Origin of the sequence: Mesorhizobium sp., from assembly GCF_005063415.1 — a bacterium.
GTDB lineage: Bacteria > Pseudomonadota > Alphaproteobacteria > Rhizobiales > Rhizobiaceae > Mesorhizobium.
This window is the reverse complement of record NZ_SUEG01000165.1, coordinates 1-10,775: the sequence shown is the minus strand read 5'-3', so window position 1 is coordinate 10,775 and position 10,775 is coordinate 1. Positions and strand designations below refer to the sequence as shown.

General features: G+C 61.6%; 18 protein-coding genes and 1 pseudogene. 11 read left to right on the top strand and 8 right to left on the bottom strand.

Annotated features, from left to right (window positions below; genetic code table 11):
* Nucleotides 1–222, top strand: a 222-nt coding sequence (locus E5W70_RS27695; protein WP_292664447.1) for an SDR family oxidoreductase, incomplete at its 5' end; no start/stop codon positions are given.
* Nucleotides 223–534: 312 nt separating this feature from the next.
* On the opposite strand, the gene imm45 is transcribed toward E5W70_RS27695, so the two are convergent.
* On the bottom strand, nucleotides 535–876 hold the full coding sequence (gene imm45 / locus E5W70_RS27690; RefSeq protein WP_292664445.1) for an Imm45 family immunity protein: 342 nt from the start codon (nucleotides 874–876) through the stop codon (nucleotides 535–537).
* Between the two features lie 212 nt (nucleotides 877–1,088).
* Nucleotides 1,089–1,364, bottom strand: a complete 276-nt coding sequence (locus E5W70_RS27685) for a hypothetical protein (RefSeq protein ID WP_292664443.1) — start codon at nucleotides 1,362–1,364, stop codon at nucleotides 1,089–1,091.
* A gap of 202 nt (nucleotides 1,365–1,566) precedes the next feature.
* Between E5W70_RS27685 and E5W70_RS27680 the strand changes: the two genes are divergently transcribed.
* The 5 genes from E5W70_RS27680 to E5W70_RS27660 all read left to right on the top strand — a co-directional run bounded on the left by E5W70_RS27680 (nucleotide 1,567) and on the right by E5W70_RS27660 (nucleotide 3,313).
* A complete protein-coding gene (locus tag E5W70_RS27680; protein ID WP_010915421.1) occupies nucleotides 1,567–1,776 on the top strand; it encodes a cold-shock protein in 210 nt (69 codons plus the stop codon).
* Nucleotides 1,777–2,120: 344 nt separating this feature from the next.
* Nucleotides 2,121–2,348: a hypothetical protein gene (locus E5W70_RS27675; RefSeq protein WP_292664451.1), complete on the top strand. Its 228-nt coding sequence runs from the start codon at nucleotides 2,121–2,123 to the stop codon at nucleotides 2,346–2,348.
* Nucleotides 2,348–2,755: a hypothetical protein gene (locus tag E5W70_RS27670; protein WP_292664441.1), complete on the top strand. Its 408-nt coding sequence runs from the start codon at nucleotides 2,348–2,350 to the stop codon at nucleotides 2,753–2,755. Before E5W70_RS27675 ends, E5W70_RS27670 begins: the two co-directional genes overlap by 1 nt.
* A 1-nt stretch (nucleotide 2,756) precedes the next feature.
* Nucleotides 2,757–2,921, top strand: coding sequence for a hypothetical protein (locus E5W70_RS27665; protein ID WP_023722752.1), 165 nt, complete (start codon nucleotides 2,757–2,759; stop codon nucleotides 2,919–2,921).
* 50 nt (nucleotides 2,922–2,971) lie between these two features.
* Nucleotides 2,972–3,313: a YkgJ family cysteine cluster protein gene (locus E5W70_RS27660; protein WP_292664449.1), complete on the top strand. Its 342-nt coding sequence runs from the start codon at nucleotides 2,972–2,974 to the stop codon at nucleotides 3,311–3,313.
* 34 nt (nucleotides 3,314–3,347) lie between these two features.
* Here E5W70_RS27660 and E5W70_RS27655 read toward each other — a convergent pair whose 3' ends face one another.
* Both E5W70_RS27655 and E5W70_RS33215 read right to left on the bottom strand, forming a co-directional pair.
* Nucleotides 3,348–3,680 carry an AraC family transcriptional regulator gene (locus tag E5W70_RS27655; RefSeq protein WP_292664437.1) on the bottom strand — a complete coding sequence of 111 codons (333 nt, stop codon included), beginning with the start codon at nucleotides 3,678–3,680 and terminating at the stop codon, nucleotides 3,348–3,350.
* A 96-nt stretch (nucleotides 3,681–3,776) separates the two neighbouring features.
* A pseudogene (locus E5W70_RS33215) lies at nucleotides 3,777–4,220 on the bottom strand (cupin domain-containing protein); the annotation flags it as partial.
* Between the two features lie 215 nt (nucleotides 4,221–4,435).
* On the opposite strand from E5W70_RS33215, the gene E5W70_RS27645 reads away from it, so the two are divergent.
* The gene (locus E5W70_RS27645; protein ID WP_292664435.1) at nucleotides 4,436–4,855 is read left to right on the top strand and encodes a nuclear transport factor 2 family protein; all 420 of its coding nucleotides are present in this window, start codon (nucleotides 4,436–4,438) and stop codon (nucleotides 4,853–4,855) included.
* Nucleotides 4,856–4,941: 86 nt separating this feature from the next.
* Entirely contained in the window at nucleotides 4,942–5,553 is a 612-nt protein-coding gene (locus tag E5W70_RS27640) for a LysE family translocator (RefSeq protein ID WP_292664434.1), read from the top strand.
* Between the two features lie 39 nt (nucleotides 5,554–5,592).
* On the opposite strand, the gene E5W70_RS27635 is transcribed toward E5W70_RS27640, so the two are convergent.
* Nucleotides 5,593–6,648: an AraC family transcriptional regulator gene (locus E5W70_RS27635; protein ID WP_292664433.1), complete on the bottom strand. Its 1,056-nt coding sequence runs from the start codon at nucleotides 6,646–6,648 to the stop codon at nucleotides 5,593–5,595.
* A gap of 192 nt (nucleotides 6,649–6,840) precedes the next feature.
* On the opposite strand from E5W70_RS27635, the gene E5W70_RS27630 reads away from it, so the two are divergent.
* Together E5W70_RS27630 and E5W70_RS27625 are read left to right on the top strand one after the other, a co-directional pair.
* Nucleotides 6,841–7,266, top strand: a complete 426-nt coding sequence (locus E5W70_RS27630; RefSeq protein WP_292664432.1) for a GFA family protein — start codon at nucleotides 6,841–6,843, stop codon at nucleotides 7,264–7,266.
* A gap of 54 nt (nucleotides 7,267–7,320) precedes the next feature.
* On the top strand, nucleotides 7,321–7,836 hold the full coding sequence (locus E5W70_RS27625) for an OsmC family protein (RefSeq protein WP_292664431.1): 516 nt from the start codon (nucleotides 7,321–7,323) through the stop codon (nucleotides 7,834–7,836).
* Nucleotides 7,837–7,939: 103 nt separating this feature from the next.
* On the opposite strand, the gene E5W70_RS27620 is transcribed toward E5W70_RS27625, so the two are convergent.
* Genes E5W70_RS27620 through E5W70_RS27610 form a run of 3 tightly spaced genes read right to left on the bottom strand, consistent with a single transcriptional unit; the run spans nucleotide 7,940 to nucleotide 9,850 of the window.
* A complete protein-coding gene (locus E5W70_RS27620; protein ID WP_292664430.1) occupies nucleotides 7,940–8,326 on the bottom strand; it encodes a nuclear transport factor 2 family protein in 387 nt (128 codons plus the stop codon).
* Between the two features lie 16 nt (nucleotides 8,327–8,342).
* Nucleotides 8,343–8,789 carry an OsmC family protein gene (locus E5W70_RS27615; protein ID WP_292664429.1) on the bottom strand — a complete coding sequence of 149 codons (447 nt, stop codon included), beginning with the start codon at nucleotides 8,787–8,789 and terminating at the stop codon, nucleotides 8,343–8,345.
* A gap of 50 nt (nucleotides 8,790–8,839) precedes the next feature.
* Nucleotides 8,840–9,850, bottom strand: coding sequence for an NAD(P)-dependent alcohol dehydrogenase (locus E5W70_RS27610; protein ID WP_292664428.1), 1,011 nt, complete (start codon nucleotides 9,848–9,850; stop codon nucleotides 8,840–8,842).
* Nucleotides 9,851–9,946: 96 nt separating this feature from the next.
* Between E5W70_RS27610 and E5W70_RS27605 the strand changes: the two genes are divergently transcribed.
* Nucleotides 9,947–10,546 carry a TetR/AcrR family transcriptional regulator gene (locus E5W70_RS27605; protein ID WP_292664427.1) on the top strand — a complete coding sequence of 200 codons (600 nt, stop codon included), beginning with the start codon at nucleotides 9,947–9,949 and terminating at the stop codon, nucleotides 10,544–10,546.
* Nucleotides 10,547–10,775: the final 229 nt, after the last annotated feature.

The window sequence follows — 10,775 nt, the reverse complement described above, 5'->3', positions numbered from 1 at the left end:
GCGACGGACCGGACGAAACAGTTCGACGCCATGGACGCCGCCGAGAGGGGTGTTGACGCTGCCGTGGTCGCCGCCGAGAGTCAGGCCGAAATCCCGGCAAAGCGCTACGGCACTCCCGCCGAATTCGGCGCAGTTGCCGCATTCCTGGCCAGCGACGCCGCGGCCTATGTCACCGGCGTGGCGTTGCCGGTGGATGGCGGGCTCAGCCGCGGCATGCTGTGAGGAGCAGGGGCAGCGGCGCGAATGGTCGCATCGCACAGGAACGCCCCTCGTGCCTTTTATCTGCGCGGGGGGCGTCCTGTTTGTCGTCCACCTTTTCTCAAGATCGCTCTTTCGAGAACGGCTTTCGACACCGAAAAAATGCCCTGGCGCCGAAATGGTTCCCGGCTAAGTGGCTTCGGCTCGCCCGGCTTTCGCTCTCCAATGTGCTTGCACAGGCAGTCGCGGCGCCCCCGGCGAGTGTGACAAATCGGTAGTGTCTCAGTCTGAATTGTCAGGATTGGGCGGAAAGGCTGCCCGACATGTCAAAGGGCATCACTCGTCTGGCAGCCGCTCCGGCGACTCTTGCGCCTCTTTGGATACCCAAACTTGGCTTGGAATAGAATGACCGATCCATTCGCGCCAATGCGAGGCGAGCCACTTGGGCGATATTGCCACCGCCCCTTCTGCCTTCGCTTCTTTTGGCAGGCAAACGAGCACGTGACCTGCGTCATAGCCGCTGCACCTTACAAGACCCAGACCTGATGCCTCAAACGTTTGAAACAGCATGTACTCTCGGATTTCCTCTTCGGGAGTTCGAGCGCGGAAGCGGAACACCGCGCCACGGTAGAGGAGATCGTTCTCGCCCAGTGAATTAAGAGTGGTCCAAGTCAGCATCCTGCCCCCTTAGACTTCCCCGGTGTTCTTCTTGTATAGGCCCGCGCGACCCGGCTTCGGCGCAACGGCGTCCATCTTCTCGCAAAGATCGGCCATTGACCGGAGCGCCTCGGACTGCCCCCATGGCTGGCGAAGTCTTAGGCGTCTTATAAATGTGAATGAAGTTGATGCGGACTGCATTGCCGATTACGTCGGCCGGGCGCTTCTGGCCTTTAGGTCCGGTCGGCATTGTTCAAGTCCGCCAACTCGGCTTCTGCCTCAGCTAGCTCCGCTTTGTATTCGGCGATCTTCTCAGGCGTTGGTTCCCATATTTCCGGGTCACCCATTGTCAGAGCGCGGATCATAGCAGTTGCCGCAATTACCCGCGCTTCCGCCGCCTGTCGCAGGAGCGAATTCACAAGGTCGTTCGTTTCGTCTGGTTGCTCACTCATACGGCGAACGTATAGGACAGAGCGTCGCAACACGGCAAGAGAGGCGTCAAATTTCAAACTGAGACACCACCGACAAATCAAAAAAATTGACACAGCGCGCAAAGAAGTCTACAAGAATTTTGTCGATGTTTGTTTGACCGACTTTTGTTATCCGCGCGCCGAGGCGCGCCTTTGACGAACTTCCCCATCAAAATCGAGACAAACGTTGTTGTGCATCCGCATGACGGCGAACGAATATTTGCCATGGAAAGGGTTCGTTATGAGCACAGGCACAGTTAAATGGTTCAACGCCACCAAGGGTTTTGGTTTTATTCAGCCTGACGACGGTTCTGCCGACGTTTTTGTCCACATCTCAGCCGTCGAGCGCGCCGGAATGCGCGACATCGTCGAGGGCCAGAAGCTTGGCTACGAGATGGTCCGCGATAACAAGTCGGGCAAGATGTCCGCCGACCAGTTGAAGGCGGCCTAAGACGGAATTCAGCCTCACCGGTGACCACGGATGTACTGGCACCGGTGAATGGCAAATCCCAGCGCATGGTGGCGGGGAGTTTAAGTCCCCGCTCATGCGCATGAGAAGAACGTTTCTTTGCGCGTCTCTCGGGATGCGCAGGCGCTCTCATGGAAGGTCAGGCGGTGCCTGGCCTTTTTCATTTTGCGCTTCGACCGGCGAAAGAGCGCTGCTCGACGGCCCGGACGTGCTAAGGACGTTTTAGCAATTTGAAACCGGCTGCCGTATTGCTTTGTGCGGGATCCTGGCCGAAAGACCAGTCTCGTCACTTTTTCGGCGGCGCGCTCCGAACCGGGAGAAAGACCTTGACCGAAACTTCAAAAAAACCCCGCGACCAGGCCGAATCCATTTTTAGCAAGACGCGGACCCAGTCGATGTCACTCGACCGCATCAATTCCGAACGGGATGCCGTCAGCCAGGCCCGCGAAGCCAAGACCGCGCGGCTGCGCGAACTCCGCCTGGAAAAGGAAGCCGACGACATGGCAGCAGAGGTTGCGCTCGCGGCGTCGCCGAAACGCGCAGGCAAACGCTGATGGCCACCAAACGCGTGCCTCAAAAGGCGATCGCCGCAGATTCGACCATCGCCGATGTCGTGGGCGAACTAGACAAGCCGGTCGAATATGTCCGGCGCGTGCTCGAAAAGCTCGAGCGCTGCAGGCGTGTCCACGGCGATGCCCAGGTGCGGCTCGGCGTGCGCGGTCGTGCCGAATGCCCCAATTATCTGATCGAATACGTCAGGGAAAACGCCAAGACCCGCGAGCGCGTGACCTTTCAGGATGCCGCCTACAGCGGCAGCACGCATCGCGAGCTGGCGCCCCGGCACATTGAGGAAGCCAGGAACTGGTCGCCCGAAGAAATGAACATCACGGCCGTTTCGGCGCTCATCGGCCGCCTTCGCAATCCGAATGCGCCATCATCGCGTTTCTCTGACGAGGATTGATATGGCAATCAAGTTTTCCGCCAAGGGCCAGCCGGCAGCGCCTGCTGCCGCCGTGAAGCCGGCCAAGCCGGCCGCCGCGCCAAAAACCGGTGAAGCCGCCGAAGCGGGCACCGATCTGTTCAGGTCGCCGGCCGAAGCACCGCCGCGCAAGCCGAAGAAGAAATAGCGCCCTTGCAGCAAAATGCCGGCCGGAAATCTGCGCCAAGGCTGCTTGCCCTGGCGGTCGCAGGGGATTTTTCGTCGCCACAAGAGGGCGCCGACCCGGTTGCCTTCGATTGCCAGACCTGTGGCGCCTGCTGCGCCTACTCGTCCAGATGGCCGCGCTTCTCCACCGAGGATGACGCGCAGCTCGACCTTATCCCGCAAAAATACGTGGCTGCCGACGAAGCCGGCATGCGCTGCGACGGCGCCCGCTGTTCGGCACTGTGCGGGGAGGTCGGCAAGTCGACGGCCTGCGGCATCTACGACATCCGTCCCGACGTCTGCCGCGCCTGCATGCCGGGCGATGACGACTGCCTGATGGCGCGTCGGGCTCACGGTCTGCCGACGCTTGAATGACGGCCCTCGGGCTGGCATCCCAGTTTGAAATTCCTTAGTCAGATGACCGAAAGTCGCTGCGGTAGAGGCCAGGCGATCGTCCGGTCAGCCGTTTGAATGCCTGCGAGAACGACGGCACCGATTCATATCCGACGGCGCGCCCGATCTCGCCGATGTTCTGGTTCGTTTCGCGCAGGGCCTTGGCGGCAAGGTTCATCCGCCACCGGGTCACATAGGACAGCGGCGGGTGTCCTACCAGTTGAGCGAAGCGACGCGCGAAGGTCGCCCGGGACTGTGCTGCGGCGCTGGCAAGGGAAGCGATAGTCCAGCGATTGCCCGGCCGCTCGTGGATCAGGCGCAAAGCCTGCGCAATGCCTTTGTCGCGCAAGGCGCCAAACCATCCGCCTGTTCCGAGCGGCTGATGTTCGATCCAGGCACGCAACAAGAAGATCAACGTGCTGTCGAGAAGGCGTGGGGCGACAATATCGTGGCCGCCGAGATCGCCTTTTGCTTCGACCTCCAGAAGTTCCAGGGCAAGCCGCAGCGGCTCGCTGGTGCCAATCTGATTTCGGGTCAAATGGATCAGCGGAGGAAGCAGCGAAACCATCGGATATGGTCCGACGCCGTCGAGTGAATATCTCGCACAAAGAAGAGTTGTCGCGCCGCTCTCGCTTTTCGGTTCTGGTCCGCTCCGATTTGCGGAAAGGACGGCGGATATCGATGCCGTCGGTGCATCCAACGGACTACAAAGAGCATGTCCGACTCCGCTCGCGACAAGGATGACGTCTCCCTCGCCTAAGCGGATCGGCTCCCTTTCACCGGCTAGCCGCAGCCAGCATTCGCCGTTCTGTATGACGTGGATGGCGGCATTCCTTGTCGGATCGACCGAAATACCCCATGGCCGATGCAAGGTCGCGCTGCCGATCATGGCGCTGCCAAATCTCAGCGAAGCAAGAACTTCGGACAAGGCGTCCATGAGAACCATCCTCCAACGAATAGGACCACGCTATTAGACGATTGGATAAGAATCTAGCGGAATAGCGTATCGACCATCTCACAATCGCGACAGATCATGTTGGCAATGTCGGCGTGCGGACGCTCCTGTCCACACCGGGCAGAAGCGGGCACCTGACGGAGCAAAACATGCGTGATGAACCATCAAATCCACTTCCAGCCAAGGCTGATAGTTCGCTCGAGACCAACAAGACGATCGTCCTGGACTTCATCGATAAAGCGGTAAACCAGGGCAACATCGAAGCTGCTTCGATGCATTTTGGCGAACGCTACATCCAACACAATCCGAACATTGCGGATGGTGCGGAGGGCTTCAAAGCCTATTTGCAGCAGCTCAAACAGTCATTTCCCCTCGTGAGGGGAGAGGTGAAGCGGATTTTTGCCGAAGGGGATTTCGTCATCGTGCACATGCACGCAAAACGCGAACCCGAGGAGGAGGGCTTGGCCATCGTCGACATTTTCAGGCTGAAGGACAGCAAGCTCGTCGAACACTGGGAAGTTCGGCAGCCTATTGCCGATAGCAAGCTGCACGCCAACAGCATGATCTGAATGCGCATAGGCTCTCAGGCTGGCTTGTGCCCGCACGTTTCGCTGATTAGGCTGCCGGCGGCTGGGCCAGCACCGGGAGACCATCTGTGAGCATCGAATTCCTGTTGACGTCGCTGATTGTCGTGGCTTCGCCCGGTACCGGCGTTCTCTATACGCTGAGCGCCGGGCTTTCACGTGGTGCGCGGGCCAGCATCATTGCCGCTTTCGGCTGCACGCTCGGCATCATTCCGCACATGGCGGCCGCCATCACCGGCCTCGCGGCTCTGCTGCATACCAGCGCCGTCGCCTTCGAGACGCTGAAATATCTCGGCGTCGCCTATCTTCTCTACATGGCCTGGAACACGCTGAAGGAGAAGGGCGGCCTGAGCGTCGACGAAGATGTTGCGCCGCGCTCCGCCGGCAAAGTGATCACTTCGGGCATCCTCATCAACATCCTCAATCCGAAGCTGTCGATCTTCTTCTTTGCCTTCCTGCCGCAATTCGTCAGCACCACCGAACCGCACGCGCTGTCGAAGATGCTGGAGCTCAGCAGCGTCTTCATGCTGCTCACCTTCGTGGTCTTTGTCGGCTACGGCGTTTTCGCGGCGTCGATCCGCAGCCATGTCGTGTCGCGGCCAAAGGTGCTGACCTGGATGCGCCGCACCTTCGCCGGAGCCTTTGTCATGCTTGGAGCCAAACTGGCGCTGGCGGACCGGTAGCTCTCTCTGTTTTGACGCAATTCCGGACGGGAAACCGTTTCACACCTTTCCTGGAATTGCTTCCCGCTGCGGATCGGCCGGCCCGCCTTCGGTTTCGGAAGCCTCGCCGCCTCCGAAACCGGGCGCAGCGCGAACACCCAGCCGCCAGGCCGATGGGGGGACGCCGATCATCTTCTTGAAGGCACGGCTGAACGCCGCCTCGGACTCGTAGCCGATTTCCGCCGCTATGTTTGCGACGTTGCTGTTGCCGGTGCTGAGGAGTTCCGAGGCAATCTGCATCCGCCATTTGGCGAGATAGTGCACCGGCGGCATCCCGACGAGCCTGGTGAAACGCTCGGCGAGCACGGTGCGCGACAGCGCGGCCTCCTTCGCCAGCGCCTCCACGGTCCAATTGTGCTCTGGCCGATCGTGGATCAGCGCCAGCGCCTTGCACAGGTGCGGGTCGCGCAGGCCAGCCAGCCAGCCGGTGTGTTGCGGTGGAAGCGCCTCCACATAGCGGCGCAGGACGTCGACGAACATGAGCTCGCTGAGCTTGGTGAGCACGGTCTCGCTGCCAGCCCGCTTTTCCGCCACTTCCGAGACTGCCAATCTGATGAACTGGCCAAGCCAGCCGGCATCACCTTTCACGTCCCCGGCCTTGATCACCGGGGGCAATGCATCGAGCAGCGGATTGAACGGCTGTGCGTCGCAGGCAAGATAGCCGCAAACGAGCCTGGCCGAGATCGACCCGTCGCTGACATAGTTGATGTGGAACGGCATTTGGCTGGCGGACGCGATCTCCAGGACATCGGCGGTCGGAGGATCGGCCGCGAGCTCGGGATTGCTCGACATGATGTGCGGGTCGCTGTGGGTGAAGACCACGACTTCGCCGGCCTCCACCGTGATCGCCTCCTTGCCCACGATGCGGGCAAAGCAACGGCCGGCCGTCACCACGTGATAGGAAATCAGGTGGTCCGCGCCGGGCAGGATCTTCGGCAGTATCGATGATGGGGCAGGCGAGCAGACGGCCCATGGATCCTGGGCCTTGATGTCGAAAAACGTCGCGCCGGTGAGACGCACCTTTTTCAAGAGGTCAGACAGAGCGTCCCCGGCCATTCCATCCATGTCCCGTAAGTTGCGCGGCAACCCGGCGCGACATGCCTTTCGAGTTCCGGACGCGCTGTCAAGTGAGGCGGACGCCCCGTCATTCCGTTCATTGCCGGAAGCTTTAAATCCCATCGGCGCTGAGCTCTGTCTCAAATCAGCTGCTGAGCACAGTCGAACTCAAGAAAAATGAGGATCTAAGTCATGACGGTACATAAGGGCGGATGTTTTTGCGGCACCGTGGAAATCGAAGTGCACGGAGCGGCCGAGGCGATGGGCTACTGCCATTGCAGTTCCTGTCGTTCGTGGTCGGCGTCTCCCGTGAACGCCTTCACGCTGTGGAAGCCGGAAAACGTCAAGGTCACCAAGGGCGAGGAGTTCCTGTCCGGCTTCGAGAAGTCAGACATGAGCGACCGTCAGTTCTGCACGAAGTGCGGCGGCCATGTGATGACCGATCATCCGCCGCTCGGACTGGTCGACGTCTATGCGGCCACGATACCGACGGTGAAGTTCACGCCGGGGGTTCACGTCAACTACGCCGAGACGGTCCTGCCGATGAAGGACGGATTGCCGAAGCTGAAGGACTTCCCCGCCGAACTCGGGGGCTCGGGTGTGAGCGTGCCGGAGTAACCCGGCAATGACCTACGATTTCGAACAGCGACATCTCACGACAGGAGAATATGCATGGACATCACGACATTTCGCGCCACGCAGGAGCCGATCAAGGATCTATATCGCAAGGATGCGCGCGCGGCACTTCTTACGCTAAAGGCCAAGGGCAGTGCCGACGACTCCAAGGTCACCTGCAAGGTCGAGACAGGACGTGGGCTCGCGCTGGCGGGTATCCATCCGAAGGCCGGGGGCAGCGGACAGGAGCTTTGTTCCGGCGACATGCTGCTGGAAGCCCTTATCGCATGCGCCGGCGTCTCGATGAGGGCGGCGGCCGCCGTTCTCGAAATACCGATCAAGTCGGCCGAAATCTCCGCCGAGGGCGACGTCGATCTTCGCGGCACGCTCGGCGTCACCGAAGGTGTGCCGGTCGGCTTCAAGGAGATCCGCCTGCGGTTCGACATCGAGACCGACGTTGCGCCAGACCGGCTGACTGACCTGCTCGAGCTCACCGATCGCTACTGCGTGATCTTCCAGACGATCCAGCGCAGTCCCAAGACCTTCGTGAAGCTTCACAAAGTCGTGCGGTAACCACGACCTGCCCGGAATCCTAAACTTTGGGGGTTCCGGGCTGGGCCTGAGCGCGGCCTCACTGAATGCAGCGTGGCTGAATGCAGCTTTGTCGCGCCAAGCGCTATCCCTTCACGTAGCCCATCGCCTCGACGATCCGACCGTCCTTGACGCGCATCAGGTTGACGCCGCGCAGCGAATTGCCGTCGGCCATCCAGTAGCGCCAGCGGATCGTTGCCCGGTCGCCGGCGACGAAGGTTTCTTCGATGTCGAAGCGCGTGCCGGGTCCGGTCGCGATCGCCGACCACAGTTCGACGCAAGCGCCCTTGCCGATGCGGCGGGCGCCGTCCGGGGCCGGCGTGGTGTTCTCGATCACGCAATCTTCCGCCACCAGATCGTCGAGCGCCGACGGGTCGTGGCGCTGGAAGACGTCGTTGTAGCGCCGCATGATCTCGGCCGTCTCGGCGGAGCGTTCGGCTGCGGCGATGTCGATGATGAGTTCCTGTGTCATTGGATATTCCTTCCATTCAGTGATCAGTAGCGGTTTCGATGAGCCGGGCCTTGAGCGTGATCACGGCGACGCCGGCCAGCGCCCGCGATACGAGACAGCTCTCCTTGGCCGTCTGCGCCAGCCGCTCGAAATCCCCCGCCGCCAGGCCGGCGACGCTCGCCTCCGTCTCCAGCTCGATGCGGGTCAGCGTCGGTCCGGCCGCGGTGGCGCCGAGATGCGCTTTCGCGATCGTGTGGATACGGGCGGGAGTGTAACCTTCGCGGCCGAGGATGGCGCTCAGCGCCATTGAGAAGCAGCCGGCATGCGCCGCCGCAATCAATTCCTCGGGGTTGGTGCCGGGACCGTTCTCGAAACGCGACGGGAACGAGTAGGCGCCTTCGAAGACGCCGCTGCCGAGCCTCAGCCGGCCCGAACCTTCCTTCAACGATCCCTGCCATTGGGCCTCTGCTTCACGACTGGTCATTGTGTCTCTCCTTTGATTTGAGGGTCGATCAGATTTTGGGGGCGGACCAGTCAGGCGCCGTCGACGACCACTTTCCCGAAGACGTCGCCTTGCTGGAAATAGCGATAGGCGTCGTTGGCCTCGTCGAAGGCGAACACCTTGTCGATGACAGGCTTAAGCCGATGCACCGAGATGGCGCGCAGCATAGCTTCGAGGTTGGTGCGATTGCCGACAAACAGGCGGCTGATGGTGGCGAGGCTGCGCTGGTAGACCGGGCCGGGGATCTGCACCGTCCCGCCTTTCGCATCCTGTATGGTGAGAAGCACGATGCGCCCGTAAAGCGCGCAGGCGATCATCGATTGCGCGAAGGTCGGCGGGCCGCCGGTCTCGACGACGAGGTCGATGCCACCGGTCTGCTCGCGCACCGCGGCACCCCATTCCGGCATGTCGGCTGTCGAGACTACGAGGTCGGCGCCCAGCGCCCGCAGCCGGTCCAGCTTCTCGCTGCGCGAGCTGACGGCCACGACCCGGCAGCCGAGCAGCTTGGCGAATTGCAGCGCAAACAGCGCGACGCCACCTGAACCGATGACCAGAACCCATTGGCCGGGCTTCGGCATCTCGGCCGCCGTCACGGCATTCCAGGCGGTCAGGCCGGCGCAGGTCAGTGTCGCTGCTTGATGCCAGTCGAGATGATCGGGAAGCCGTACAGCCCATTGCTCGTCGAGCACGGCGTATTCAGCCAGCATCCCGTCCAGCGTGCAGCCAAGCTGGTCGATCAGCCCGGCATTGATGCGCCCGTCGATCCAGCGCGCAAAATAACTGCCGGTGATGCGGTCGCCGACGGCGAAACGGGTGACAGAATCGCCAACGGCAACGACTTCGCCGGCGCCGTCGCTCAGCGGGATAACGCCTTGGCGCGGCGTCAGCGGGTAGGTGCCGTTGAGGATCATCGTATCGCGGCGGTTGAGCGAGGTGGCGCGGACACGCACGACGATCTCGTGCGGCTTCGGCGTCAGCTGCGCCTCCTCGCGCATCACCAGGCACTTGGTCCCGCTGGTACCTTCAAGACGATAACTGCGCATCTATCCTCGCGATATGTAGACTGATCTACATACTATATAGACCGGTTGTCATATTCCAGGCAAGGCCTATAATGCGCACTCCTGACAGAGGTTGACATGGCGAACGACACCCGCACCCGTATACTCGAGGCGACAGCGCTGCTGCTGAGGCAGCGCGGCTACCACGGCACGTCGCTCAACGACATATTGACTGCCTCAGGCGCACCGAGAGGCTCGCTCTACTTCCACTTTCCAGGCGGCAAGGATCAGCTGGTCATCGAGGTGACGCGCGACAGCGTCGCCGATGTGACGCAGAGGCTGGACGCCGCGCTCGCTGCCGAAAAGGATCCGGCGGTGGCTGTCCACCACATCTACCAGTCGGTCGCGCGCATGCTGGAAGACAACCAGTTCACGCTCGGTTGCCCGATCGCGCCCGTGGTGTTGGATTCGCCGACCGACATGCCGGAGTTGGCCGAGTTGTGCCGGTCGGCCTTCGAGCAGTGGATAGGCCTGCTCAGGGCGGCCTTCGTCAGGGCAGGGGTGCCCGAGCGCCGCGCGCATGCGCTGGCGCTGCTGGTCGAATCATCGCTGGAAGGGCTGATGGTGATCGCACGCGCCACCCGCGACCGCGCCCCGGTGCTGGCGGTAGCCGACGAAGTCGCCGCGCTGATTGAGGGGGCATTGCTGGCTAAGGGCGCCGCTGCCGCGGTGCATTGACGCCGCTGTTTGAGCTTTGCGGCTTGCTCTCAAAGCAGAAAGGGCGACCTCTCGGTCGCCCTTTCCGTATCTGAAGACTGATGGATTGGATTAGAAATCCATACCGCCACTCAAGCCCGCTTGCGGGCTTGAGCAACTTGGATTCATGGGCGTGCTTTATGGACTTCTTAGAAGTCCATGCCGCCCATGCCGCCCATGCCGCCGCCGCCCATGCCGCCAGGCATGCCGC